This window comes from Dorea sp. AGR2135, from assembly GCF_000420885.1.
Classification (GTDB): domain Bacteria; phylum Bacillota; class Clostridia; order Lachnospirales; family Lachnospiraceae; genus Dorea; species Dorea formicigenerans.
This window is the reverse complement of the sequence record NZ_ATVU01000004.1, coordinates 22,273-49,268: the sequence shown is the minus strand read 5'-3', so window position 1 is coordinate 49,268 and position 26,996 is coordinate 22,273. Positions and strand designations below refer to the sequence as shown.

General features: G+C 38.6%; 23 protein-coding genes and 1 pseudogene. 1 reads left to right on the top strand and 23 read right to left on the bottom strand.

Going from position 1 to position 26,996, the window contains the following annotated elements:
• Positions 1–18: 18 nt before the first annotated feature.
• The 14 genes and pseudogenes from ltrA to G593_RS20030 all read right to left on the bottom strand — a co-directional run bounded on the left by ltrA (position 19) and on the right by G593_RS20030 (position 17,066).
• Entirely contained in the window at positions 19–1,905 is a 1,887-nt protein-coding gene (ltrA, locus tag G593_RS0103920; RefSeq protein WP_029730835.1) for a group II intron reverse transcriptase/maturase, read from the bottom strand.
• Between the two features lie 722 nt (positions 1,906–2,627).
• A pseudogene (locus G593_RS19255) lies at positions 2,628–2,756 on the bottom strand (Maff2 family mobile element protein); the annotation flags it as partial.
• A gap of 147 nt (positions 2,757–2,903) precedes the next feature.
• The gene (locus G593_RS0103910) at positions 2,904–4,760 is read right to left on the bottom strand and encodes a VirD4-like conjugal transfer protein, CD1115 family (RefSeq protein ID WP_442852369.1); all 1,857 of its coding nucleotides are present in this window, start codon (positions 4,758–4,760) and stop codon (positions 2,904–2,906) included.
• A 77-nt stretch (positions 4,761–4,837) separates the two neighbouring features.
• Positions 4,838–5,356, bottom strand: coding sequence for a PcfB family protein (locus G593_RS0103905; protein ID WP_029730832.1), 519 nt, complete (start codon positions 5,354–5,356; stop codon positions 4,838–4,840).
• Positions 5,357–5,387: 31 nt separating this feature from the next.
• The gene (locus tag G593_RS0103900) at positions 5,388–6,227 is read right to left on the bottom strand and encodes a DUF6017 domain-containing protein (RefSeq protein WP_255348523.1); all 840 of its coding nucleotides are present in this window, start codon (positions 6,225–6,227) and stop codon (positions 5,388–5,390) included.
• Positions 6,228–6,288: 61 nt separating this feature from the next.
• Positions 6,289–6,531 carry a hypothetical protein gene (locus G593_RS0103895; RefSeq protein ID WP_029730830.1) on the bottom strand — a complete coding sequence of 81 codons (243 nt, stop codon included), beginning with the start codon at positions 6,529–6,531 and terminating at the stop codon, positions 6,289–6,291.
• Positions 6,521–6,667, bottom strand: coding sequence for a hypothetical protein (locus tag G593_RS20470; RefSeq protein WP_172677208.1), 147 nt, complete (start codon positions 6,665–6,667; stop codon positions 6,521–6,523). Before G593_RS20470 ends, G593_RS0103895 begins: the two co-directional genes overlap by 11 nt.
• A gap of 94 nt (positions 6,668–6,761) precedes the next feature.
• Complete coding sequence (locus G593_RS0103885) at positions 6,762–12,656, bottom strand: SpaA isopeptide-forming pilin-related protein (RefSeq protein WP_029730829.1); 5,895 nt, start codon at positions 12,654–12,656, stop codon at positions 6,762–6,764.
• A 470-nt stretch (positions 12,657–13,126) separates the two neighbouring features.
• Entirely contained in the window at positions 13,127–13,852 is a 726-nt protein-coding gene (locus tag G593_RS19000) for a sigma-70 family RNA polymerase sigma factor (RefSeq protein WP_049946453.1), read from the bottom strand.
• A gap of 108 nt (positions 13,853–13,960) precedes the next feature.
• On the bottom strand, positions 13,961–14,098 hold the full coding sequence (locus tag G593_RS20465) for a hypothetical protein (protein ID WP_181974012.1): 138 nt from the start codon (positions 14,096–14,098) through the stop codon (positions 13,961–13,963).
• A 186-nt stretch (positions 14,099–14,284) separates the two neighbouring features.
• A complete protein-coding gene (locus G593_RS20035) occupies positions 14,285–14,461 on the bottom strand; it encodes a hypothetical protein (protein WP_155961773.1) in 177 nt (58 codons plus the stop codon).
• A 105-nt stretch (positions 14,462–14,566) separates the two neighbouring features.
• A complete protein-coding gene (locus G593_RS0103865) occupies positions 14,567–15,787 on the bottom strand; it encodes a hypothetical protein (protein ID WP_029730827.1) in 1,221 nt (406 codons plus the stop codon).
• A gap of 161 nt (positions 15,788–15,948) precedes the next feature.
• Entirely contained in the window at positions 15,949–16,284 is a 336-nt protein-coding gene (locus tag G593_RS18995) for a helix-turn-helix transcriptional regulator (RefSeq protein WP_029730825.1), read from the bottom strand.
• Between the two features lie 572 nt (positions 16,285–16,856).
• Positions 16,857–17,066 (bottom strand): hypothetical protein, encoded by a 210-nt coding sequence (locus tag G593_RS20030; RefSeq protein ID WP_147332461.1) that lies wholly within the window; start codon positions 17,064–17,066, stop codon positions 16,857–16,859.
• 550 nt (positions 17,067–17,616) lie between these two features.
• Between G593_RS20030 and G593_RS0103840 the strand changes: the two genes are divergently transcribed.
• Entirely contained in the window at positions 17,617–18,624 is a 1,008-nt protein-coding gene (locus G593_RS0103840; RefSeq protein ID WP_029730824.1) for a helix-turn-helix domain-containing protein, read from the top strand.
• A gap of 10 nt (positions 18,625–18,634) precedes the next feature.
• Here the strand turns inward: G593_RS0103840 and G593_RS0103835 are convergent, their stop codons facing one another.
• From G593_RS0103835 to G593_RS0103795, 9 genes are all read right to left on the bottom strand, one after another.
• Entirely contained in the window at positions 18,635–19,171 is a 537-nt protein-coding gene (locus tag G593_RS0103835) for a VanZ family protein (protein ID WP_029730823.1), read from the bottom strand.
• A complete protein-coding gene (locus tag G593_RS0103830) occupies positions 19,140–19,871 on the bottom strand; it encodes a hypothetical protein (RefSeq protein ID WP_029730822.1) in 732 nt (243 codons plus the stop codon). The genes G593_RS0103835 and G593_RS0103830 overlap by 32 nt, the downstream gene beginning before the upstream one ends.
• A complete protein-coding gene (locus tag G593_RS21085) occupies positions 19,840–19,962 on the bottom strand; it encodes a hypothetical protein (RefSeq protein ID WP_255348522.1) in 123 nt (40 codons plus the stop codon). The genes G593_RS0103830 and G593_RS21085 overlap by 32 nt, the downstream gene beginning before the upstream one ends.
• Positions 19,963–20,308: 346 nt before the next feature.
• On the bottom strand, positions 20,309–20,950 hold the full coding sequence (locus G593_RS0103820) for a TRADD-N-associated membrane domain-containing protein (RefSeq protein WP_029730820.1): 642 nt from the start codon (positions 20,948–20,950) through the stop codon (positions 20,309–20,311).
• Between the two features lie 3 nt (positions 20,951–20,953).
• Positions 20,954–22,192 carry a nucleotide sugar dehydrogenase gene (locus G593_RS0103815; protein WP_029730818.1) on the bottom strand — a complete coding sequence of 413 codons (1,239 nt, stop codon included), beginning with the start codon at positions 22,190–22,192 and terminating at the stop codon, positions 20,954–20,956.
• A gap of 16 nt (positions 22,193–22,208) precedes the next feature.
• Positions 22,209–23,405 carry a polysaccharide biosynthesis C-terminal domain-containing protein gene (locus G593_RS0103810; protein ID WP_029730817.1) on the bottom strand — a complete coding sequence of 399 codons (1,197 nt, stop codon included), beginning with the start codon at positions 23,403–23,405 and terminating at the stop codon, positions 22,209–22,211.
• A 50-nt stretch (positions 23,406–23,455) separates the two neighbouring features.
• Complete coding sequence (wecB, locus tag G593_RS0103805) at positions 23,456–24,634, bottom strand: non-hydrolyzing UDP-N-acetylglucosamine 2-epimerase (protein WP_029730816.1); 1,179 nt, start codon at positions 24,632–24,634, stop codon at positions 23,456–23,458.
• 26 nt (positions 24,635–24,660) lie between these two features.
• Positions 24,661–25,704 (bottom strand): polysaccharide biosynthesis protein, encoded by a 1,044-nt coding sequence (locus tag G593_RS0103800; RefSeq protein ID WP_029730815.1) that lies wholly within the window; start codon positions 25,702–25,704, stop codon positions 24,661–24,663.
• Positions 25,701–26,984, bottom strand: a complete 1,284-nt coding sequence (locus tag G593_RS0103795; RefSeq protein ID WP_029730814.1) for a lipopolysaccharide biosynthesis protein — start codon at positions 26,982–26,984, stop codon at positions 25,701–25,703. Before G593_RS0103795 ends, G593_RS0103800 begins: the two co-directional genes overlap by 4 nt.
• Positions 26,985–26,996: the final 12 nt, after the last annotated feature.

Genomic DNA, 26,996 nt, shown 5'->3' with positions numbered 1-26,996 from the left:
TTCGTTACAGCATTAAATTCAAAGAGTAATAGGTGGCATTTCCGCCATAGTACGAAGTTTGTTAAGCTTTTCTATTTGTTTATTGTCAAGATTTAAGGATTTCAGGTACTTCTCAATCGTAGGTTCTGAAGAAGCATGGATAAGGATATGAACCGCTTTGCTGACAAGAATAAGATTTGCGTATTCATCCGAACCGCCATTGCTTACCGGTACTTTATGGTGGCAGTGAATATCGTGGGAATTCATCGGAATTCCTGTCACTGCACATTTACCATACTGTGCCGCATACAAAGAAATACGGTTATCCGCATATTCAATGGTTCTGCCCTTTACAGGATTTCTCATCAGCCATAACATTGTAGCTGTGTCAATTGCAAGATTCTTATGAATCTGTTCCCGACCTTTGACCGTATATTTATTGATGGATTTCCTTTTATGCTGGGCATTCTTTGACTGGACATATCCCAGTGGAACCACCGGACGTCCATGAAGGAACCTCATCTGTCTGCTTGCTCCATACTTTTCTTTAATGAACCCATTTCTGAGCTGTCCCTTTTTGGATAAGTCGCCTTTCAGTCTGTTTCTGAGCTGTTTGTTGATACTGAAGGCAAGTCTGCTGAAGTCATGAGATACTTCTGTAGAAATACAATAGTATTCATGAAGTCCGGCAACTACAGAGTTATATTTCTGAAGCTGCATGAACTGAGCATTATCATCTGACGAATGAGCCAGTTCCTTTACTTCTTCCGAGACTTTTTCATGCGCCTTTTTGTATGCTTTATCGCTCATATGAGACCGAACCACATATTTCTTACCCTTTTTACGGACTTTCAGCTTGAACCCGAGAAAATCAGAATACTGTCTTTTGAGATTAACTACTTTGGATTTGTCAGGGCTGATTTCCAGCCCCAACCTGTCCTTTAGCCATAACTCTGTTGCCTTGTATGCTCTGACAGCATCCTCATGTGTTGCGCAGAAAATTTTAAAATCATCTGCGTACCGAACTGCATGCATCTCTTTTAATCTGCTCCGGCGCAGAGCCCTGTAGGCGTGGCTCTTAATCTCTGTTCCCTGCGCATTGCTCCTTGTTTTGAATTTTGTCTTTGTTGGCATCTGCTCCCACTGGGAAGCAATCCACCAATCCAGTTCATTCAATACGATGTTTGCAAGCAATGGCGACAAAATACCGCCTTGCGGGGTACCCCGTGTGGGATATGTTTTCTCCCCATTTGGCAGAACAACAGGTGCTTTCAGCATCTCTTTTATAATGCATAACAGCTTTTTGTCCCGGATTCCCAATGCCCATATCTGACGAATCAGCTTTGTATGGCTGATATTATCAAAGAAGCCTTTAATATCGAGGTCAACCACATGGTACAGATGCTGTACCTGTATCAGCCTCATGCATTGCGCAATAGCAGTCTCAGCGGAACGGTTCGGGCGGAACCCGTTGGAGTTCTCACTGAATTTTGCTTCACATATCGGCTCCATGACCTGCAAAATACATTGCTGTACGATCCGATCTACGATAGTTGGAATTCCCAGAGGTCTGGTCTTTCCATTGGGCTTTGGTATCTCCATTCGCCTTACGGGTCGTGGATGATAATTACTGAATTGTTTCCGTATGAGACGGACGTATTCTTCCTCGCTTAACTTTGCAAGGTCGGCTATCGTCCTTTTATCCACTCCCGAAGTATCACTTCCTGTATTCTTCTTTATCGTTCTGTATGCAAGCTTGATATTTTCTTCACTCTCGATGATTTCCATCAGATGGTTGAAGGTTTTATCTTTCTTACTTTCTGCATACAGCCTGTCAAAAGTACCTTCCATGTCGTAATACTCTGAGTTGCGGATTTTTCTCTGTTTACTTTTCCTTTCTTGCTGCCCCGAAGTCAACACAGGCATCCTCTCCCTTCGGTTTGGATTTTCTTTGTCATACTCGAAGCTGTGTTTGTTGTGTTTTCATTTTCTTTGCTGAATTCGACTTGTGGCTATCCCTCCACCGCTTACTTATTCACGGCTTCACAGGTACTGTGCCACTACTCTCACTGGAATAAAGAATGGTTATTGCCCTCTCGCGAAGGTATTCCCATCCACCACATCACTGGCTTGCAACCGCCTCCGTGTTCCCAGCTTTCCACGTTCCGATATTCCTATCATTGGATATCTTTAGGTTCTTCCTCTAAGCCTGTATCTGGTCATGCATAACCGCACCGCCTGTAACGATGCATGGACTTTCATAACAACCAATTTTACTCGCCCACAGATACCACCATGAAAGGTGTACTGCCTTTCGACAGCATCAACGTTTAGACTCGTACATTCAGAATTTCGTCAGTATTTTCATACATTCTCACCATGGATATCCGACCCCCGGCATATAGGCAACACCATCCACCTCTGGACAGCTTTCGTGTCTGGTCTGGAAACCAGTCTTACGGTTGCTCTCTGCCGACTTCACCGAGCTCTATAAACTTTTGGAGAGAGCCGTTGCATGCTCCCCGCCATTCGGAGTATTAGGGTGGCGCTTCGGGACGTTACCCCCTCATTTCACCCATCGGAATATCAGTTCTCCAAAGTTTCGGGCTACAATTGCCCTTCGACTTTGTGCGCAAGCTTTTCACTTACGAACGTGTCGCACGATTATCATTACCATAACCTTCCAGAAGATTGATAACTCCCCAAACTGCAAGTCCTGCTCCGATTGCGACAACGAGTGTCTGTAAAATATTAATTGCTGATGTAAAAAACGCCATAATCTATGTTCTCCTTTCGTAACTCCTGTTTTTCATTGTGATTTTTTACTGGTTACTACTCGGAGGGTTCCGCCCTGATGGGCGGTCTTTCATGCTTGTGCATATCGCTACCTCCCAAAAGGGCATAAAAAAAGAGCTATGTATGTTTTACGTTACATGCCCTGTGCCTTCATTTTCATTATTTGATTGTTCTTCCAGTTCACTGCCTTCATACATATAAAGGTCGAACTGTTCTTCCGGATCTAACCGGGCTTCCATCTGATGTTTCATGTATTCTTCCACATGGAACTCATTCTTTTTATCATAATCGGATAACTGCTTATACCGTTTATGTTTTGTAATGTCAAATTTATCACTGTAAAACGGACGGACACCACGAAGCTGTAAAATACACTTGTTACCGTCCATGACTGCCAGTTCATCCCGACTCATCAATTCTTTTCCTGTTTTCTGATAGTTCAAACCGTAAGATCTGCTCTGTCCTCTTGTATCAGAAGTGTTATATAAGTCAATGGTTTCCTTACCCAGTGTTTCTGAAATTTCTTTCAGAGTGGTACTTTCCTTACCTCCCAGGAACAACATTGTGTCACAATTTCCCGTAATGGTTTCGGCTGCATCCTTGTAAATTGTCTTGAGCTGCGACTGGGACTGAAGTATAATGGAAGCAGAAATTTCCCTGCTTCGGATCGTTGCAATCAGCTTGTCAAACTTCGGAATCTGACCGATATTTGCGAACTCGTCACAAAGGATTCTCACATGATAAGGCAGTCTTCCATGATGAACATCATCGGCTCTGTCGCATAACAGATTGAAAAGCTGACTGTACATCATAGCAACCACAAAGTTAAAAGTATCGTCTGTATCCGAAATTACAATAAACAGTGCCGTTCTCTGATCTCCAATCATATCCAGTTCCATTTCATCATAAGAAGTCAGTTCCCTAAGTTCCGCAATATCAAACGGAGCAAGTCTGGCACCACAGCTAATCAAAATCGACTTCGCCGTTTTTCCTGCAGCCAGTTTGTATTTTTTATACTGCCTTACTGCAAAGTGGTTCGGCTCGTCCCTTTCCAACTCCTCAAATAACAGATCCACAGCATTTTTAAACTCTTCATCTTCTTCCCTGGTTTCACTGGCATTGATAAATTCCAGCAGGGTTGAGAAATTCTGTTCTTCTTCTGGTGCTTCATAATAGATATAACCAATCAAAGCACAATACAGCAGACGTTCCGCTTTCGTCCAGAAGTCTTCCGAGGATTTTTCTCCCTCACCCTTGGTATTTACCATGATCGTATTTACCAGTTTCAAAATATCTTTTTCTGAACGGATGTAATGAAATGGGTTATAGTGCATACTCTTGGCAAAATTGATGGTATTCAGCACCTTGATTTTATAAGGAGCCATTACCACTCTGCCATTTTTATCACGTAAAATCTTCCCATTTTTATCTTTCTTCGGTGTCCCTCGTGCTAACATTTTACCACATTCCACGATGATAGTCCCCTTTGGATCAGTTACCACAAAACTCACATTATCCGGCATCTGCATAAGCTGCGGTTTCACATAAAATCGAGTCTTTCCACTACCAGAACCTCCGATCACTATGACATTCTTGTTTCTGGCATACTTCGGTTTCTTTGGTCTGCTGTTCATGGTCAGACGTTCCGTTTGTGTCAGCAGAATATTATTCTCAAAGACCGGATCAATAAAAGGTGCTATATCCTTTTCATTTCCCCATCTGGCAGAACCATATTCCTCCCCCTGGCGAAACTTCTTTCCATTCTTTCCCTTGAAATATACCACTGCCCATATGCCAACTGCTGCGATTGTTCCCGCAACCAGACTTTTCAGCTTCATGCTTGGCAACAGCTTCTTAAAAGCTAATGGATAATTCATAAGAAGGACCATCAGCCTGTCTACTACTGTACTGCCCCTGCAATACTGATAAAGCCAGGTACATTTATTTACCACATAAAACACAATCACATACGGTATATGTAGCATAACATTTTTTATTACTTCCACATTCGGGGGACGCACCCGAAAACCTTTCAGTTTTTTCTTTATATTTTTTATCCCACTCATAATGTTGGCTCCTTCTGCTTCTCTTTTGATTTCTCCCGTTCTCTCTGTTTGTCCTGGTTACGGGCTGTGATTGCCTGCTGTAATTTCTTACGGACAGATGGTTTCTTGGTTTTATTCAGTGTCTTTCCGGTAAACTCCCGAAATGCTGCTGTCATCACCTCCACATCTCTCGCCTTAAAGAAAACAAAATATCTTGGTGGATCTACAGACTTATCACGTTTTAGGCTGAAATCAATACCATATTTTTTTGCAACCTTTTCAAAAGCCTTAATGTTATTATCTGTAATCTCAATGTTGGAAAGTTGAATATTCTGCTGTGTCAGCTTCTTTAAACTCTGCTTTCCATGATATTCTTTATCCGGAGGTGCCTTTGTCTGCTGTTTTCTTGCTTTCTCTGCTTTTTCTTTCTCCACTGCCGCCAGAAAACGCATCATTGCCTGTTTCAATAAACGGACTGTCACTTTTCCACCAGTGATACATAACGATACGGTTTTCTCATTTACTTCTTCCTGCAATAGAATCACTCCCTTCCTGAAAATCCAAAATTCATATATTCCCTTCGTACATATCATGCTGCACCAAAGATGAGTAATAATTGCTGATGGTCAGCGGTGCATTATATAATACTGCCAACAAATACTGACGCATATTTACTACTTTACTGGTATTTTCTTTCATGCAATGCAATACGAACCGAATATGCTCTGCATCCAGTTTTAAAAACTGGCTTTTTACTACGGATAAAGGTTTTCTGTCCCCTCCAATCCGTATAAACTCCTGTTCCGAACACACCACATCTACCATTAACCCCACAATCTCATCCAACATATGCCGGTTGAAATCATCTACGATATAGTCATATCCAATGTGTTCAAGGATAATCTGCTGATAAGCATTCCTTTCAGCTTCTTTCCTTTTCACTTCACTGGCATCTGAATAGAAAGAAAGATACTCTGTATCGTTATTCTCAGTATTACTATCCTCTATATCATTACCTGGCAGTTTACACCTGTCTGCATCGGTCATTTGTACCTTTCCTGAGAAGTCATTTTGACCTGTCCGGAAGTTCTCTTTGAACCGTTCTGGTGATACGCATTTTTTTACATAGATTCTATCGGGATTTCCCAATCCCTGTCTGACTCTCGTAATCAATCCGATTCCTTTCCGGTCATCCAGTTCCTTTAACAAGCACCGAACTTTTTTTACTCCACATCCCATAAGCCCTGCTATCTGCTCCTGCGAAAAATATATATACACTTTTCCCTCCGAATCCATCCACCGATTCTTCACAGATAACTGCATCCGGTCTAGCAATAGACCATACAACAACTTAGCTTCACAGGTCAGTTTTCCAAATACCGGACTGGTAAAGAGAATCTTGGGAATCCGATAGAACGTATACTGTTCTGCTTCCTCCCCGTAGTGATACGGGAATATGTATGTGTCCTTATCCAGATTGTTTTTTCCTCTGCTCTTTTAGAATTTTAGCCATGCAATAGCCAATACAGGGATTTCTTCCATACGGACAGCCTTTGCATGGAACCCAAAACCTGTGTGCCGGATCTGGATCAGGTGGCTTTTCAGGAAGCTGATAAAAGCATCTCATCTGCCTGCATTCCTTTTTCTTTTCATTCCAGAAATAACAATATTCACAGGATTTCGGCTTGTCCTCTGCATATCTAATCGCCATCGCTTTCTGACTCCTTTCTCCTGCTCAGTTTTTCCAACATCTGATCTTCCTGTGATGCTACTCTCAGACAGCAGTACATCACAAAATTAACTGCTGCAATAATTGCTACAACCGCTATAATTAATACCTGTTTCATAATACATTCTCCCTTCATTTTTCCTAGTATTAACCAGAAAGAGAGCATTTATGAATCTTTTTCGTCCATAAATGCCCTCTTAACTAACTGATTTTTATTTCTTCTTTCTTGCCACCCATACCGCTGACACTGCACCTGCCATACCTGCTACTGCAAGCAGAATCCAAAGCAGCATATGTGTATCATCTCCGGTTTTCGGTGTATCTGTTACCTGTGTAGATGGTGTTTCCGGTGTTGATGTTTCTTCCGGTTTTACCTCATCTTTCATCACAACTTTCTGAATCTCCCCGGTATCTTCCACTGTGAACTTCACGTCCTCAGCTACCAGATAGCCCTCAGGGGCAGACTCTTCCCGAAGTGTATACTCCCCGATCGGAAGCATTTCAATGTAATGCGTTTTTTCCTCAGAAGTCCAGCTCTCTACCGTTTTACCGTCTTTGTCGAGAATTGTCAGTTTTGCGCCCGGCAGTTCTTTACCAGAAATATCCGTCTTGGAGATTTCCACCTTGGTCACATCGTCTTTCATCTCGATTTTCTGTGCTTCTGCGTTATCTTTAACGGTAAATGTAATGCTTTCCGCTGTCACAAAACCGTCTGCCGGTTTTGTTTCTGTCAGGGTATACTTCTGTCCGACTACCAGTTCTTTGATGATATGAGCTTCTTTGCCGGAAGTCCAGGAATCTACAACCTTACCGCTTTCATCCGTTACCTGTAACTTGGCACCTTCCAGCTCTTTCCCGTCTGTCAGGGAAGTCTTGGTAATCTCGATTACTGTCGGTTCATCCTCAAAAGTAAAGGAGTATGATACTTTTTCCTTTTCTGCACCTTCGTACTCAAATGTAAACTCCTGTGTTTCATCCGTCGTTGCAAATCCAGGTGCCGGGGAAGTTTCCTTGATATAATACTCAAAACCAATCGGTAAATCTGCTGTAAAAGTCAGTTTGCCTTCTTTATCCGTTGCCAGTTCTTCAATCACAGTATCCGCTTCCAGAATAACTTTTCCGTCTGCTCCTGTAATATCATTCTTAGCACAAAGGGCAAATACTGCACCTTCCAGTACACGATCAGAATCTTTCTCTTTTTTCACAACTTCCACTTCCGCTTTCTGGCGGTTATTCTGCCAGTCAGCAGAGTAAGTGACTTCTGCAGTATCCTGGTCACGATATGTCAGGTCAATCTCTCTTGCCTCATTATCCAGTACAAAACCATCCACTGTAGCTTTTTCTTTGACATAATATTTGCCAAGAGGAAGTCCGGATAACTTTGCAATGCCGGTATCATCCGTTGTAATGGTTGCTACCAGTTCGTCTTTTTTATAATAATCTTCACTTTCTCCGTCAGCAGATTTCACGTCCTCTAAAGTAAATACTTCAAAGGTAACATCTTTCAGACTGCCTGTTACATACTGGAATAAATGGCTGATCCATCCTCCAACAGAATCCAATGCCGTTACTTTATCCAGAAACTCTCCATTTTTATTGATGATGATCGTTCCTGTCGGCACATCATCTTTCATTTCTACTTCCTGGATTCCCCCGGTATCCTCAATCGTAAAAGTGATCTCTTCTGCCTTGAGGTATCCATAAGGAGCTATTTCTTCCCTGAGAGTATAGGTTTCCCCTACAGTAAGCCGTTCAATCATATGCTGCTCACCTTTTACAGACTTCCATGTATCAACTACATTTCCATCTTTGTCCAGTACCGTAAGAGTCGCACCAGATAATTCCACGCCAGTAGTCAGGTCAGACTTGGAAACCACAACTTTGGTAGGCTGATTTTTAAATATAGAAGATAACTGTACAACCTTAACCTCCTGTCCCTGGTACTCTGCCTTTACTTCCAGAACTTCATCTGAAGATACATAGCCATTCGGTGCTGCCAGTTCTTTGATATAATACTCTCCAAATGGCAGATCCTGTGTAAATACAGCCTTTCCATCTTCTCCGGAAACAGCTTTTCCAAGAAGTGAGTCTGCTTTCACAATCACAGTTCCATGAGCTTCTATGTCATTCTTCGCATAAAGTCCAAATTCTGCCCCTGCAACTGCTTTTTCTGTATCAGCATCCTGTTTTACCACCGAAATTTCTACCTTCTGACGTTCATTCTCAAAAGTAGCTGTCTGTTCAATGACAGGTGTTTCCTGATCTTTGTAAGTAAAAGTGACTGTCTGTGCTTCGCTGTTTAAAACAAATCCTGTTGGCGCAGACGTTTCCACAATCTTATAACTTCCAAGCGGAAGATTCTTCAAGACCGCTTTTCCATCTTTATCGGTTGTAACAGTTTTCACCAGTGTTCCGGCTGCATATTCCAGAATACGATTTCCATTGTCATCTTTCTGGAAGTCAGCAGTATAAATATCCTCCGCAGCATAAATAGCAAACTCTGCTCCTTCCAGATTTTCTATCTGATATGTAAAATCATCCTTGAATCCTTCCAGAACTTCGCCCTTTTTCACGATAGTCAGTTCTCCCTTAACTGGATGGTTCTCATAAATTGCTTCAATGATCACATCCCCGGAAGTTCCATCCATCTGATATGCAGTATTAGAATCAACTGTTACCTCATAATAATTTTTATTCAGCGTGTAACCGAACGGGGCATTTACTTCCTCAATACGGTAATTTCCGATTTTCAGATTCTGCGGAAGAATCAAATATCCCTGCTCATCTGTAAAATAAGATTTGTGCTTAACCGTTGTCGGATAGGTTGTAACCTGCTCCACATACTTCTTATGATCCAGGTCATAAATCTTAAACTCTGTATTTTTCTGTAATACTGGTTTCTTAGTTTCATCATCCTGTTTGATGATTTTCAGCTTCGCTTCAAACTCATCATCCAGAAGTACTCTCCACGTCTGTGGCTGGTTCGGATTATTCTCAGTGATACGCACCGTAAAATCATCTACCGGAGTATAATTGTGAGGTGTTGTAGTTTCACGCACAATATAAGTTCCATATGGAAGTGCGATACTGCAAGCATAACCCTTTTCATCTGTGAACATTTCTGTTGCACCATTCTCCCCAATCACAACTGGTGTCGCAGAAGCAAAATCATAGCTTCCGTCTGCTTTCATTGTCAGGGAAGATTCCAGATATGCCGTAAATCCTGCACCTTTTAACAGATCAGCGTCTGTTTTTCCATTATTGGCTGCTTTGATGATCTGGAATGGCTGTTTCATTACCTGCTCTAATGAAATGCAGTCACGTTTAACCTCTGCTACCAAGTCGCCTTCATAATTGCAGACCAGATCATGTTCCGTTTCATCTGCAAGATAACCCACTGACGGACTGATTTCTTTCACATAGTAGTCTCCAAGATACAAGCCTTCCACAGAAGCCTGTCCATTCTTATCTGTCGTAAAAGCAGCCACCTGCTCCCCGACTTTATAAATCACGCCGGTAATACCATCCGGGTGAACAATATCATTACGGGCGTACAGTCCATAAACTGCTTTTTCCAGTGTCGCATCTCCCTGCGCAACCGCCTGTTTTGTTTCCGCATCTCTCTTTTCCAGAGAAATCTTAGCTTTGACTCTCTCATTTACAAATGTATGAGTGAATGAAACTTTCGGCTCACTGTCACTGGTATATGAGAACTTAAATGTATAAACATCTTTAGAATTTCTCAAATATCCCTGTGGTGCCTGTTCCTCTTTGACTACATAAGAAAATCCAATCGGAATATCTGCATTAAATACCGCTTTTCCATCTGCTCCTGTCGTTGATTTTTCAATCAGTGTGCCTTTCTTCACTACTACATTTCCGTCTGCGTTGGCAATATCACTGCCAGCATACAGGGCAAACACACCGCCAGATAACGGATTTTCGGTATCCTTGTCTTTCTTTACAACACTCACATCTGTCTTCTGTCTGTCATTTGTGAATGTCACATCAGAAAAGACTACCTCCACGCTCTGTCCTGCATAGGAAAGTGTAACTGTTTTTTCCTCTCCGGCATTATAAAAGTTCTCCGGTGCCTGCATTTCTTTGACAACATAAGTTCCAAGATGCAGATTTTTCAGGATACATGCCCCATTTTCATCTGTCGAAAGGTTTTCTTTCACAAGATCGCCTTTGCTGTAAATCTTCGCACCATAGGCAGAGAAAATATCCTCTCCGGCATATACGTTATAAACAGCACCTTTCTGACGTCTGTTTTCATACTGGAATACTGTACCATTCTCGCTGACATCTGCCCCTGCAAGAACCTGTCCTTCTTTATATACAGTCAATTCGCCAAGCTGCTCTTTATCCGGTACCGTTGTTGTCGTGGTCTTACTTGCTACCAGCTTCACATTGTAAGCGGTTGTATTTACCACATAACCTTTCGGTGCTGAGATTTCTTTCAGATATACGGTATCCTGTGTTTTTACAATCGTTGCAGAAGATTTGCCATTGCTGTCTGTTTCCGGCATTGTAGTAATCAGATTTTTGCAATCTGGATCACTGTAAATACCAAACACTGCTCCTGCAAGGTTTACATCTGCTGCTGAATCTTTCTTCATAACTTCTACAGTTGCAAGTTCAATCCAGGATACTTTAAAATCCACGTATTTTTCATCATCCACGCCTTCGCCAAACACCAATGCCAGATCCTGATTTCCAGATCCTGTAGAAATCTTATAAGCTGAATAATCTTTAGTAATGCTTCCTTTCATTGTTGTAGACCAGCTCTCTGCCACATCACTTACCTGTGTCAGTGGTGCTGACAGATAAAACTTCGTACCACCGCAGATTTCTACATTTGCTCCAGCTTTACTTGTTTTTCCTGTTGACAGGTTATGAAGTTTTACACCTGCCGGAAGTTTCATAGTAATTGTCTGTAATGCATCTGCCTTAAACGTTATATCCTTTGTTCTCTGACTGTTACCGTCTACATAGGCTTTTACGTTTGCATCTGAAAAAGACATTGCCACTGATGGAATATCCGGTTGAGAAACGCAATAATTATAAAGTTTCTTTGCAAGATTCTGTGCAGTGCTGTTTGCACCTGAAAAAGCGTCCCCGCTACCATTTGCATAAGATGCTGCAAGGTGTACCAGAATAAATCTGGCTCCGGCACTTAAATTTCCATATCCATTCTCTTCTGTGAAAAATCCATCATCTCCAGAAGCTTTTGTGCCATAATAACATACCTTAGCAAGTGCTTTTCCATCTCCTACCTTATTAATTGTATAAGTTCCACTTCCTGGTCCCGGCTTGGATGGCTGTACACAGTATGCTGTGGCAGATACATTACCAAATTTCACAGTATACTGATAAGTAAGGTAACTACCATATCCATAATCTGCGTAACGATACATGGTTCCCCTTGTAACAGAAACCTGCTGTGAACTTCTTGCATTTCCTGCAGAAGCCATAAAGGTTACGGTTTCTCCTGCATCCATTGCATACAGATCAATTCCATTTGTTTCTGCCTGTTCCAGCACTTCAGACACCGTAAGTTCAGTTTCCGTATCAACTGTATTTTCCTGGTGCGACTCTGAATCGTCATCACTCTGCTCTGTATCTCCAGTACCGCTGTCATCGTCAACTGCAATCTCAGAAGAACTCTCTGACTGCGTTTCTGTTTCAGGCTCTTTTACAGTGATATTTCTGCTGATTCTGTAAGACGGATGACCACTTACCGGCTCTACCGCATATACTGCCTTGTAGGTATCCGGTGTATGGGTATCAAACTCGGCTCCGGCTTCATTTTTTGCTTCATGGAATAAAATCTTCATTTTACTTTCATCCACTCCGTCAATACCGGACAGATCTACTTCCACTTCAAATTCCTGTCCATAGGCAAGTTCAATGTCATTTGCTGTTACAATTTCATCTGGATCAAGCGAATCCTGTACCTCTTTTAATTCCGGATACTGCTGCTCAAACGGTATTTCTTCCGGTTCTAATTCCGATGCTGAAACAGCTACCGGCTGAACGATTACAGATGCTAATGTAGCAACTGCCATGACTCCTGATAAGAATCTTTTGAACTTCATTTTCATTTTGACTTAATCCTCTCTTTCTTCACTTATCATCGTTTTTCTTTTCAGCAGGTCTGTACCTGCACTATTCAATCATTGGAACCACCTCCCGATGTTTTTGTTACTGATACCTGTACATTTCTGAAAAGATAACAGCACATGCATATGGCGGCACCTGCACTAAGCGAAGCACCGCCACATGGTATCTGCTGTCATCTCCAATAAATGGAAATAACAGTTTTAATAAGGATCAAGCATTTAAGCCGCAAGAGGCCGTTCCTTGTAAAAGTGCCTTTCAGCCGTTTCTCTTTCACGTTCTCTCCGAATCCTGGCCGCTGATTATTATGCGTAGCTGAGTTTCCGGGTATCCCCTCTTGCTATCTATATGAAATTGTCAAGGTACAAGTCCGGGCTTTTTCTTTTTGAAGAATTAACCCTTCACCTATAAAGCTCGGCATAGGGTGTTTACCAACCCCCTTTTGCAAACTTTTTTATTTTTTTCTCAGTTTCTTTTTCTCATTACTTTCTGCGAGTTCTTCTAAACTGGCTCTCAGCTTGGCAACTGCCTTATTTCTCATGTTGTTGACTGCTGCTGAACTGATTCCATGAATATCGGCGTATTCCTGATAAGTCTGTTTCTCAAAATAAAGGGCATAAATAAGTTCCTTCTGCTTATCCGTCAGCATATCCATCATGTTTTCTGTCATCATTTGCTGAACAATCATTTCCTCCATGTCCGGTGCCACACTCTCTCCAAGCTGCATTTCTTCCATAGCAGAAGATAAAGAAATACAGCGTTTCTGATTGCAGCTATCCAGATTGATGCTCAGGCGATCTTCTCCTCGAAGAACAAAACGCAGATACCACTCAGCCTCTTCAAAGTAAGATTCCGTCAGATTACATCCATATCCATTTCCAGCCACAGAAGAATAGCGATAACCGGAAATATCTTCGATAGGAAATACTGTTACCCGATTCTGTGCCTGATAGACCACATATCCGTTCTTATAAACAGTGATCGTGACTACGCCTACCTCGTTCTTAATAATCTTCTGAGCAACAACCGGGTATTTCCCCTCCCGTAAACTTTTACAGCTCGGTTTCTTTTCGCCTTTCTTTGGAGATTCCACCATTTCTTTCAGTTTTCTAAGTGTCAGCATGACAACCGCCTTTCTGCCTTTCGGCTCCGGGCTGTCAGCAGATAAAAAAAGCAGCAAAAAAAGACTCCGATCTGCCCGGTTTTTTTTTATACCGAGCGACTTGCGAAGCCTCTCCTTGCTGCTTTATGTATCAATCAGCTATACAGGGCACTCCCTGCACGCAGATTAATCAGCGTTCATGTTTTCATTTTCTACCGTAGTGTTTTCAGCTTTATCAGACTTTTCATCCAACAGGAAACTAAAATCTCCCATTGCGTCATAGGGCTGATGTGTGATAAATTCCAGATATTCTTCTCGGCTCATATTTTATTGCCTCCTCTCTTTTGATGATTATATTTTACCGAATCAACTCGCCTACCTCAGTACCACATACTGACCAATTTTTTCTAAAACAGTCCATATATGAACCTCAACATACAAAAAGCCTGAATAATTTGATGAACACGCATCAAATTACTCAGGCTCCGCTTAGCCCTATCGTCTGCCACTTCAGACAATAGCCTTTGTTTTTTTCACTTCATATACAATCCAGTTTCCATCTCGATCTTGCTTTACCTCCGCATTATTACCCTTTGCAGATATTCGCTTCAGCTTACTCAAGAGTTTCTGTTCTCTTTCAGCTTCCGACTTATTTCTATCGTAAATTTCCGCATTGCTATATGCCATATTCCAAATCTCCTTTCCTTATTGACTATGGCGTTATTATATAGCTAAACCGCTCCATTCACAATCCATCTTGCCAGACACTAATAAAATATAATCTGTCCAGCCTTAAAGCATTCCATATTCTTGTTTCTTTTCTACGGCATCTTTAATGTCCATTATTTCCTTTAAAGTCTGCTCATCCAATGTAAGATTCCCTGATTGTTCAAGTTTACACAAAATTTCTTGCTTTTCTTCCATACTTGCATCTTCTGTAAATCTGACTAATCTTTCATACTGTTCTGGTGTCATATCACTTTCATTTGATACCAACTGTGTCCTTGCAATTTTATCAATCGAATCTAATATCTTTTTCTCCAAATGATCATTCTCGTCGAACAAAGCTCTTGCTTTTCTTCGAATATATTTGTATCTTTTTAAATTTGATATGTTTTCTTCAACTTCCTGTAACCATAGCGTCAATTCGTTTCCTGGCATTGCCGTAATATCATACATTTTACTAGCAGCATATAAAGTAGGATAAAATATTTCCTCTTCCTCAGATATATATTCGTACTCTTTTCCTTCCAATAAGTTGGAAATTACATCAATTAATATATCCTGAAGCTGTTTATGCTTAAATAACCCTGTTTTGTTCTTAGCGTCCTGTTTTTCCTGTTCTGTTTTAGCAAATTCCTGTTTAATCAAGTTTATTCTGGCATTCCACTCATTCATCCACCTTCTGATAGCAACCAACCGGTCTAAAGTTTCTAACATCAACTGATATTGAATAGTATCATCTGAGTCCTGCATTGTAGCAAACATACCACGAACTTCATTATTTATTTTCTCTGTTAGAATATCCTCCAACCTTGCATTTAGAAACTGTGGTGCTGATTTTACCTGTTTCTTTATATCTTCATCCAAATATATTTCAACATTCTCTGCAAGCTGAGCTCGCAGACGCTGTTTCACGTCAATTCCCGCTTTGGGTTTCCCCTTTGCACCAAAAAAATCTGTATCGAACATTGCAACTAATAATTCCTGTATTTCCGGTTGAATAATATAAACATCTGTTCCGTCTACTGTTTTCATAAATTTCGAAGGTGTTATTTTCCCGTCACTCATTTTGCATAATTTTTCGATATATCTTTTGATTGTCTTATCACTTATAAAATCTCCCGCTGCTTTACATTCACCTAAATATATTCCAAATTGCTCCGCTGTCATTGGTTCTTTTGCAAACATCCTCTTTATATCTGTGAAACTTTTAGAGCTTTTCTTTGTTTCAACAGTGTTCTCGCATTCTTCGTTACGCACCTGCTTAGTATAATCACTTGTTCTTCCCATTTTTAACATACCCTCCGTTAGTATCTATTTTATTATTCATTATCGTTCATGAATCAAACATACAACAATTTTATATAATTTTCTCATCTAATAAAAGCTCCTTTATTGTCTTTTTCAAAAAAATAAAGGTCATTGACTTATTACTCTAAGTTCAATAACCTTTAATCATCAGACATTGCATCCAACATTGCTAGAATTGCTTTTATCGCCTTATTCATTTTCTTTTTATCCATGCTTAACAACTTTCGTACTATTTGCCAAATCCCAGAATCTTTACATAAATGTTCCTGCGGCACCACAGAGTTTAAGTCGGTTTTCAAACATTTTGCAATTCTGACCAGTGTATCTAAACGAGGGTTTCCATCACCAGCCTCTAACCGTTTGTAAGTTGACTCTCCTACCTCCGCATCTAAAGCAACCTTCTGTGTTGTAAGATTTAATTCATTTCTTCGTTCCCTTAATTGATTCCCAAAGATATTCTTTTCTTCATCTGTCAAACCGACTCACCTCCCTCTTGCGGACATAAAAACGCCTGATGATATGGTTGTTGTCCTTTAATAAACATCCCATATTCATCAGGCGTAGGTGATTATAGACTAATTCTATATCCCGATTTGCTCAGTATGAATTTCTTGTCTATGCATTTTTACTTTAACGATTGATCTGCACTTTGGGCATTTTATCTGTATGTTTCCCTCTGTATGTAAATCAATGTCAAATAATCTTTTGTTTTTGCATGTTGGGCACGCAACTGGTATAATGTCAACTTTTTGCATATTAGCCTCCTTCAGCAGAAAGCCAGCTAAAGGGAAAGTCAAAGCTGACCAAGTTTTCCAACAACAATAGATTGTTTAGCATTTCCAAGGTAGCGATGCTTATATTATACGAACATATGTTCTTTTTGTCAAATATTATGTTTATATTTTTCATCTGTTTCATCTGTTTTTTCATTTGTCATCCACTTCTTTTGTGGCAAAAAAATAAGCCGAAGCAAAATGGCATACCAATACCATTCTGCTCCGGCTTATCTCGCATTGCGGATAGCTCTTGTCCGGGCGATTATCCTTCTTTATTCAATTACTACTTTTCTACCACTCTGTTTAATAATGATGCATTTACAGTTTTCTCCGTAAAATGCTGCAATCATTTCTTTCATGGTGTAGACATCAAATCTGTTACCTCCACCTTTTACAGAAAAGGCGGGCTGTCCGTCTACCCAAACTTTGTCCCCTACTCGTACATTATACGTTCTCGTCCTTAATTCATTATTACCTCTCAAAGCTGTATACCTCTACTTACACTGACAGTGTACTTTCTCCATGTTTCTGTTATAGTATTGCTGATTTTTTAACGCTTTCATTGGATTTTTGTCCTACACCTCCTTGTGATTTTTCAATAAAGTGCTTGACATCCAATGTTTTCTGAGGTAGAATTAATAATGTCATGTTCGCATTACCTATATATTATCACTTTAATGTGATATAGTCATAGATAATGGCTCATGTCAGGATGAGATTCTGGTACAATCTCATAAATCAGAATAGTTGGTTAATAAAACAACTTTATTGATTTTCCAGTTATTGCAGAGACTTTCCCTAAAGGGGAAGTCTCTTTTTTGATTATACTCCCATATGTAATAAATGTCAATATTGCTTAAAGTTTTTGTAAAATCTTTCTTTATTTCCGTCACATTTACTTATTTTTTGATATTTGGTTACACCATTTTATTAATATTTTAATACGTCTATTATTTTACTGATTGACAGTGTGACACATTAATTCTATAATAGAACTGAAACAGAATTACATAATAAAGTGAGGGATCGTCGATGAATAATCAAGAATATGTAAAGAAAATTGTTTCTTATATCCGTTCATACATGGAACAAAATAACATTACTCAAAAAAAGCTAGAATCTTTATGTAAAGAAAAAGATGTTGCGGTATCTCAGGGTACTATTTCAAATATTTTTGCCAAACCCTCCTCAGCACGTCTTTCCACTTTAATCAATATATGTGACGGACTGGATATTAGCCTTTCCTCTCTCATGAAGAATATTGAGCTTTCACAAAAGCTACCAGATCCTTCCTCTAACTTGATGATTTATGATACTTCTGATCCTTCATATAGAGGCTATTTCAAAAAATACTTTATCTATTTTTTAAGTACAGACGAAAAAAATAATGGCGAACTTGTTCATGGTGAACTTGATTTCAAAAATCGTAACGCTCCATCTCCATGTGAAGCATCACTGGAACTCTATACTGGCGAGCCTGAACCAGACACAAACATATCACGCACTAAATCATACACCGGAGATATGGTAATCTCACGAGTCGGATGCATATATTGCAATTTAGTTTCTTACGAGTACGGAGATATATGGACGCTTGCCTTTAATCATCTTCAGCTTAACATCCATTCATTTATCGGAGCCATAGGGTGCGGCATCACTTCAGCTTCTGGAAGTAAGCGTTTTCCTACTATACATAAGGTCTTCCTTAGTTCTACGGAACTCAGTGAAGAACAGCAGCGTTATGTCAGTGGATTGCTTCGATTATATCGTGATGAAATTACAATTTCTAAGAAACAGTTAAATGCTTTTATGAATCATTCCGGTTTAGACCTAAAATTCAAAAGTAATATTGAGCGAGCTTTGACAACACCAGAAACGTTCTATAATATACCCATCAATATGATTCAACCACCTGTTCCAAATGAAAAATACGCACAAGAACTATCTTTACTGTTGCAATACTCTTCTATGCCATGCAACGATAAAATTACCAAAGATGAAACAGATCTCGCACCATGCATCATAAGTCCCGGCAAATAGCAACCGGGGCTTATTTATTTTTTCTCCATACATTCATTATATAATTCGTTACCATGCTGCCAAGCATACACCCCAGTCCATTGTGAATCATATCATCCCATTCAAATAAACCACGCATAAAAATCAACTGACTGAACTCTATTATTGCGGATACCAATATTCCTATTACCAGAGCCTGATACCACTTCACTTTATGATTTGCAATTATGGGAAGCAAGACTCCGACTGGCAATAACAATATACAATTCAGCAAATTCTCTTTTAATAACGTCCAATCATGATAGCGAATAATATCTCTCCATGACCAGAATGGTACTAATTCATACTGCCGAATAGTTCCCGTCCTAGTAAATACAGTTGAGCCAAACACAGTTCCCAGGAACACCACCAATGCCAACACTGCTGCTGCCAGAATTATGCTCAGTTTCTTTCTGTGTACACACACTGCCATTGCTATGCATACCAGTATCAATACTCCCACAAAAGCCAATATTTCATATCTTGACCATTGCTTATTATATGTTGTCCATATCTGGTAAATGTCCATTCAATTTCCTTTCTGTATCAATCAATCCAAATCTCAAAAACATCGGATACAAATAACTAACACCGAATACTCCTAATTTTTTCGGTCCGCTTATATTCCCATTCTTCTCCAGCGCCACTTTTAGAGCAATTTTCACACTACTTCTCGTTATACATTTTTTCTTTCGATTAATCTGTATTTCATTTCCGTTTACAGCATATTGAAATCGTAATCCTTTTACCGTTTTAAAGGAATATCCTGAAAATTTTTCAATCGTACTCCACAAATACTTCTCCACACATTCCAAGGAAGCCCCCTTACATATCTGTAATTGCTCAACGGCTTGCTTTCTTTTCCTATACACTCTACAGCGCTCTGCGTAAAGACTAAGTTCATCTACATTATAGATCATTTTGGTATATGGCAGATAGGAATGTACAGATGACCTGCTCAAACCAGTTGCCTTCATTATTTCTGGAATACTCATTCCTTGTTCTCGCATTAAGTTAATCTGCTGACTATTTTCAGTATGATATACACCTGCAGTAATCAATATTTTTCGTGTTTTCATCAATGTAATGCTAAATTCTTCTGATACTTGCCTTAACGAAATACCTGATCCATCAGCCATTCCCGAAGTATATGCCTCTACAATACAATTCTGGAACTGCTCCATTATTCTGTTCTGATTATATCCTGGTTTCTTTTTTGTTCTTCCCATTTTTCTTTACACCACTGCTATGATTACTTTTATTTCTATTTTTCTCTCTTTTATATTCATCCCATGCATCCACTGCCTCTATCCCTGCCATCCATAGCACCAGGGTATTCGCTCGAAGTGTTATCCCTAAATGCTTCAGCATAAATGGTTCCGGCAGGAGCGAAAGCAAAAAAATCATCAATAGCATATATGCTTTAAATAATTTGATGATATCCCTCCGCATATGTTTTCTCAAAAAACAATATCCTAAAACATAAAATATAATCACACCTGCCTTAAAGCATACTTTCATACTTTTTCCTTTTTTCGTGTCAATCCAATCATATTATACTGATGCTCTGGCACCTGTCAGTACCAGAGCATTTAATAAGAATAGGTGCTACCTGCTGTTCCCGGTAAAATCGACTATTCCACGCTTATTTTATCTCACATAAATACTATTGTTTATTTGCATAGGGATTTTCGAAAATATGATCTATTAATTTTCCATATTGTTCACTTCTATTTTCTTCCGGTATCATTTCGATAATTTGCAAAGCAATTAAATATTTCTCGGTTGCCTCCAATCGTTTGTGGTACTTTCCAAGTTGTTTAGAAGTTTCCCTATACATCCAAAAGTAAAGACCAGATACAATCTCTACTATCGCTCCAGATAGACCAGCCATAAATGATGCTGAATTATTTCCACCTAATAAAAATAGAACGACTGCCAAAACAAAAAGCATAAATCCTGCAAAGCATGAGAACATAGCTGCTGAGAAAGATTTTCTGATTTGCTGTTTACAGATAACATAGAACTCCTTCAATTCTTTTAAATTTTCAAACATTAAAGTCCTAATATCCTGATTCTCTTCTTTGCTTTTTTCAGTTAAAATATTCAGATCTTTGATAGCTTCTGAAACCTCTTTGGCTTCCCTTTCTGCAGCTAACTCATCTGTTTTTACTTTCGTTTTATACAGAGTATGTATTGATTTTATTATCCAGATAATTCCCAAACACCATGTAATCGGTGATGAGACTGGTGATTCACAATACTGCACTATCAGCTTATATATAAATTGCAATGCATTCCAAAACATTTTTTAATCTCTGCCATACAAATCTCTTGTATATACTTTGTCTTTCACATCATCCAAGCAACTATCATATCTATTTGCGATGATTGCCTGGCTCTGTTCTTTAAATTTGTCCAAATCATTCACAACCTTGCTTCCAAAGAAAGTGCTTCCATCTTCCAGTGTTGGCTCATAAATAATCACAGATGCCCCTTTGGCTTTGATTCTCTTCATAACTCCCTGTATAGAAGACTGGCGGAAATTATCTGAATTTGACTTCATAGTAAGACGGTATACACCAATTGCAACCTCTTTTTCCATGGAAGCATCATATGTATTCTCATCTCCATAAGCATAATATCCAGCTTTCTGTAACACACGATCTGCTATGAAATCTTTCCTTGTTCTGTTAGACTCAACGATTGCAGACATCATATTCTGAGGAACATCTGCATAATTTGCCAGAAGCTGTTTTGTGTCTTTCGGTAAGCAATATCCACCATAACCAAATGACGGATTATTATAATGTGATCCAATTCTTGGATCAAGACACACACCGTTAATGATCTGCTGTGTATTCAACCCTTTCATTTCGGCATATGTGTCGAGCTCATTAAAATATGATACTCTGAGAGCCAAATATGTATTAGCAAATAACTTCACTGCTTCCGCTTCTGTAAATCCCATAATCAAAGTATCAATATTCTCTTTAATAGCACCTTCCTGTAATAATCCGGCAAATGTGTTCGCAGCTTTTACAAGTCTAGCATTTTCAATATCTGTTCCCACAATAATTCTGGATGGGTACAGATTATCATATAATGCTTTTGACTCTCGTAAAAATTCCGGACTGAAGATAATATTATCACAATGGAATTTCTCTCTAATGCTTGCAGTATACCCTACCGGAATTGTAGATTTAATTACCATAATTGCATTTGGGTTATATTCAATAACCAGCTTAATTACAGCTTCTACCGCTGATGTATCAAAAAAATTTTTCTTACTATCATAATTCGTAGGTGCAGCAATAACTACGAAATCTGCATCCTTATATGCAGCCTCTGCATCTAACGTAGCTGTCAGATTTAACTCTTTTTCCTTTAAGTATTTTTCAATATATTCATCCTGAATAGGACTGATTCTTTTATTGATCTTCTCTACCTTTTCCGGAACAATATCAACTGCCATTACCTCATGATTTTGAGATAACAATGTGGCAATAGATAGTCCCACATATCCTGTTCCTGCTACTGCTATTTTCATATTACTCCTCCCAATACTATACTTCTTCAAAAAATGTGTCCGGTCTTTCTGGATTAAAGATTTCATTACACGTCATAACAGTCACAAGATTTTCTGTTTCACTCAAGTTGATAATATTATGTGTCCAGCCTGGAATCATATGTATAGCCTCGATTTTATCTCCACTTACTTCAAATTCCACTTTTTCTCCTGTATTAATATTACGTTCCTGAATCAATCCATGCCCTGCTACAACAATAAAAAGTTCCCATTTCGAGTTATGCCAATGCTGCCCTTTGGTAATTCCCGGTCTGCTGATATTAATTGACACCTGACCGCAATCCTGTGTATGTACTAATTCCGTAAAACTTCCACGACCATCCACATTCATTTTTAATGCATATTTGAATTTTTCAGTTGGCAAATATGTCAAATATAAGCTATATAATTTCTTTGCAAAAGAACCCTCCGGCATTTTAGGCATCATAAGCGTCGTTGGTTGTTCTTTAAATTGCTGCAATAAGTCCACGATTTCTCCCAATGTAACTTTATGTGTTACTGGAACGCAGCAATATTTTCCATCTTCTTTTATAACCGTTTCCACACCATCAAATTCACAGTGCTTCTCTTTCCCCTCTATCAGGTCAAACATGCCTTCTACTAAATCATCAATGTACAATAATTCCAATTCTGTACTACTGTTATTTACCGTAAATTCTTCATCATTTGCTACTGCCCAACAGAAAGTTGATACTGCAGAATTATATTTCGGTCTGGAATGTCCCATCAAATTAGGAAAACGGTATACGGCAACCTTAGCTCCTGTTTCATTTGCATAATCAAAAAACAATTCCTCGCCTGCCTTTTTTGAACGTCCATATTCTGAGTTTCCAAAACGTCCTGCAAGTGTAGCCTGTATTGATGAAGAGAGCATAATCGTTGCTTTATTATTATACTTCTTTAATGTATTCAGTAAATCAGAGGCAAATCCAAAATTTCCTTTCATAAAATCTTCTGGATTTTCAGGACGATTTACTCCCGCTAGATTAAATACAAAATCAGCATTCTGACAATACTGTTCTAATTCTTCTGGTGTTGAATCAAGATCATACTCATATATATCTTCTATTGAAATATTCGGTCTTGTCCTATTTTTGTTATCCCGGATATTTTTTAAATTATTTACTAGGGCAGTGCCTACCATGCCTTTTGCACCTGTTACCAAAATATTCATATAACTCACATCCTTGTTCTATTTATTATAGAATCAGTATAACGTTCCATTTACACTTCTTTTCTCCAAACCATTTTATTAACAACACCAGTATAACTCTGAATAATCTTTACAACTTTTGAACTAACATTTTCTTCAATATAATCTGGAACCGGGATACCATAATCTCCTGCTCTGTTCATTTCGACTGCAGTATCAACAGACTGTAACAATCCTTTTTCATCGATTCCTGAAAGAATAAAACATGCTTTATCCAATGCTTCCGGACGTTCTGTTGATGTACGGATACATACAGCAGGGAATGGATGCCCAACCGATGTAAAGAAGCTACTCTCTTCTGGTAATGTTCCAGAATCTGACACTACTGCAAACGCATTCATCTGCAGACAGTTATAATCGTGGAACCCAAGTGGCTCATGCTGAATCACTCTCGGATCAAGTTTAAATCCTGTGGATTCAATTCTCTTTTTACTTCTTGGATGGCAAGAGTATAAAATTGGCATATCATACTTCTCTGCCATCTTGTTGATTGCATTAAATAGAGATAAGAAATTCTTTTCTGTATCAATATTTTCCTCTCGATGTGCTGACAGCAAAATATATTTCCCTTTTTCCAATCCAAGTTTGCTATGAATGTCTGATGCTTCAATTTCTGCTAAATTGTTACGTAATACCTCTGCCATAGGTGATCCAGTCACATATGTACGCTCCTTTGGCAAACCACAATCCGCTAAATATCTGCGTGCGTGTTCAGAATATGCCATGTTCACATCAGAAATAATATCTACAATACGTCTGTTTGTTTCTTCAGGCAGACACTCATCTTTACAACGATTACCTGCCTCCATGTGAAAAATCGGAATATGCAATCTTTTAGCACCAATTACCGACAAACAGCTATTAGTATCTCCAAGAACCAGTACTGCATCTGGTTTAATCTCAGCCATCAATTTGTAACTCTGTGCAATAATATTTCCACATGTTTCTCCAAGATCTGCTCCTACAGCATTCAAATATACTTCCGGGTTTTCCAACTTTAAGTCCTTAAAAAACACACCATTTAAGTTATAATCATAATTCTGTCCTGTATGCGCCAGAATCACATCAAAGTACTTACGGGTTTTATTAATTACAGCAGCCAAGCGGATAATTTCCGGTCTTGTTCCTACAATAATTAACAATTTTAACTTTCCATTTTCTTTCCACTTTATATCTTTATAATCAGACATTTTTCTATACCTCTATATGTATCATCTTATTTTTCATTCATTTTCATTAATTCAATCTGTATATATTCCAAAGAAGCAATCTTCTCTTTTGTTTCTTCCAAATTCAATCGTTTAGTGTTATTAGAATTAAACTCTGTCAGGGTATTTCTCTTCTCATCACCATCTTTAAAATATTTATCATAATTCAAACCTCGATTATCAGCCGGAACACGATAAAAATTTCCCATATCAATAGCTTTAGCACATTCTTCATTTGTAAGAAGTGTTTCATACATCTTCTCTCCATGACGAATACCAATTACCTTAATATCCTCTTTCTTGCCACCAAACAACTCGCACACTGCTTCAGCCTGTGTCTGAATTGTACAAGCTGGAGCTTTCTGAATCAGAAGATCTCCATTCTCGCCATGCTCAAATGCAAATAATACAAGATCAACCGCTTCTTCCAGACTCATAATAAAACGTGTCATAGATGGCTCTGTCAGAGTAATCGGATTTCCCTGCTTAATCTGATCAATCCAAAGTGGGATAACTGATCCACGACTGCACATAACATTTCCATAACGAGTACAACAAATCTTTGTTTTTCCAGACATTCTGGATTTTGCAACCGCAACTTTTTCCTCGATTGCTTTTGTAATTCCCATTGCATTAATTGGGTAAGCTGCCTTATCTGTTGATAAACAAATAACAGACTCTACCCCTTCCTCAATCGCTGCTGTAAGCACATTCTCTGTTCCAATAACATTTGTACGAACTGCTTCCATCGGGAAGAACTCACATGATGGCACCTGTTTTAAAGCTGCTGCATGAAAGATGTAATCTACTCCTGGCATTGCTCCTCTTACAGATTGCAAATCACGAACATCTCCAATATAAAACTTGATTTTATCAGCTACTTCCGGCATTCTCGCTTGAAAATCATGTCTCATATCATCTTGTTTCTTTTCATCTCGTGAAAAAATACGAATCTCACCAATATCTGTTTTAAGGAAACGATTTAAAACCGCATTCCCAAATGAACCCGTTCCACCAGTTATCATTAATGTTTTTCCTTTAAATAAACTCATTTGTCTACACTCCTTACTTTTTTATCATAATTTTTGCACACAACTATATATCCTAATAACATTAGTAAATATACTACTGTATACCCCATATTCATCAATTTTAGATATGTTGTTACTTCTGTCTCCAACATACGACATACTATGTAACTTAGTCCAGCTGACACAATTAATAAAATATTCAAAATCAATTCAAAATTCTGTTTTTTAAATACCGTATATACTCCTGCAAAAGATGTTGCTACTAACCTAACTGCATACATCACACAAAGGCATCTAATATACTCTCCAGCAATTCGATACCCCTTTCCAAAAACAATTTCAGAAAGTCTTGGCGCAATAAAATATAGTATTCCGAAGCCTAGCACAGATATCATGGATAAAACTACGATTACTGACATCAAAGTTTTTAAAACAGGTTTGCTATTAGAAACATTCTCACTTATCCTTTGGTAGCACACTTTACTAACATTGGAAGTAATAAAAACTATTGGTATATCCAATATTCTTGCTCCTGCTGAATAGTATCCCAGTACCTTTGCTGAAAAAAGTGCTGTAATTGAAATTGTAACAAGCGAAGATGAAAAACTATTAATAAATTGTGCAGGAACCAAATATAATATTTGCCTTTTCCCCTTTATCAACACTACTTCTTTAAATTTTTGAGCAGTTATTCTTGGGCGTTCTTTCAGTTTCTTTATATAATTCTTCATCTGAATGTTTAATCCAAACAAAGGTGAAATAGCATACCCCATAGATAATGAAAAAACTCCCAGAGAAAGAAAACCTGATCCAACTTGAATAATTGCTCGAATAGCTTCTCTAATAATTGCAATTATAGAAATTGTTTTGTACTCTTTATAACGATTCAAATAACTAATAAATAAAAATCTAAGTCCATTCGTAAATACAAGTATGGGTACAATATATATTATTATTCCATATTTATTAAAAATATTATTATCAGTTATCTGATACCCTACTGCTATCACAAGCGCATATATTAATGAAATAAATACATTAATGATAATACATGCATCTGTTATATACTGAGCCTCTTTATCATCTGATTCTGATACAATCAGCATGTCTAATTTCAACGATGCTACTGGAATAATCATTGTCGCAAGAGAAATTATATATGTATAAATTCCCAGTGTTTCGGCAGGAAATATACGTGTTAGAATTGGTTGCGCTACTATATTAATCATTTGTGCTAATACAGTACCTAATCCCATATGAATTATACCAATCCATATGCTATTTGATTTTACGTTACGCAATGTGTAATCTCC

Excerpts from the sequence above, each read along its gene's own strand:
- G593_RS0103815 (WP_029730818.1), bottom strand. The coding sequence starts at position 22,192 with ATGAAAATAGCAGTAGCAGGAACAGGATATGTGGGACTATCTATTGCC.
- ltrA (WP_029730835.1), bottom strand. The coding sequence starts at position 1,905 with ATGCCTGTGTTGACTTCGGGGCAGCAAGAAAGGAAAAGTAAACAGAGA.
- G593_RS0103895 (WP_029730830.1), bottom strand. The coding sequence starts at position 6,531 with ATGGCGATTAGATATGCAGAGGACAAGCCGAAATCCTGTGAATATTGT.
- G593_RS20035 (WP_155961773.1), bottom strand. The coding sequence starts at position 14,461 with ATGGCATATAGCAATGCGGAAATTTACGATAGAAATAAGTCGGAAGCT.
- G593_RS0103820 (WP_029730820.1), bottom strand. The coding sequence starts at position 20,950 with ATGTTTTGGAATGCATTGCAATTTATATATAAGCTGATAGTGCAGTAT.
- G593_RS0103840 (WP_029730824.1), top strand. The coding sequence starts at position 17,617 with ATGAATAATCAAGAATATGTAAAGAAAATTGTTTCTTATATCCGTTCA.
- G593_RS0103810 (WP_029730817.1), bottom strand. The coding sequence starts at position 23,405 with ATGAATATTTTGGTAACAGGTGCAAAAGGCATGGTAGGCACTGCCCTA.
- G593_RS0103885 (WP_029730829.1), bottom strand. The coding sequence starts at position 12,656 with ATGAAAATGAAGTTCAAAAGATTCTTATCAGGAGTCATGGCAGTTGCT.
- G593_RS20465 (WP_181974012.1), bottom strand. The coding sequence starts at position 14,098 with ATGAGCCGAGAAGAATATCTGGAATTTATCACACATCAGCCCTATGAC.
- G593_RS0103865 (WP_029730827.1), bottom strand. The coding sequence starts at position 15,787 with ATGGGAAGAACAAGTGATTATACTAAGCAGGTGCGTAACGAAGAATGC.
- G593_RS0103835 (WP_029730823.1), bottom strand. The coding sequence starts at position 19,171 with ATGGACATTTACCAGATATGGACAACATATAATAAGCAATGGTCAAGA.
- wecB (WP_029730816.1), bottom strand. The coding sequence starts at position 24,634 with ATGTCTGATTATAAAGATATAAAGTGGAAAGAAAATGGAAAGTTAAAA.
- G593_RS0103910 (WP_442852369.1), bottom strand. The coding sequence starts at position 4,760 with ATGCTACATATACCGTATGTGATTGTGTTTTATGTGGTAAATAAATGT.
- G593_RS20470 (WP_172677208.1), bottom strand. The coding sequence starts at position 6,667 with ATGAAACAGGTATTAATTATAGCGGTTGTAGCAATTATTGCAGCAGTT.
- G593_RS0103830 (WP_029730822.1), bottom strand. The coding sequence starts at position 19,871 with ATGGGAAGAACAAAAAAGAAACCAGGATATAATCAGAACAGAATAATG.
- G593_RS0103800 (WP_029730815.1), bottom strand. The coding sequence starts at position 25,704 with ATGAGTTTATTTAAAGGAAAAACATTAATGATAACTGGTGGAACGGGT.
- G593_RS21085 (WP_255348522.1), bottom strand. The coding sequence starts at position 19,962 with ATGGCAGGGATAGAGGCAGTGGATGCATGGGATGAATATAAAAGAGAG.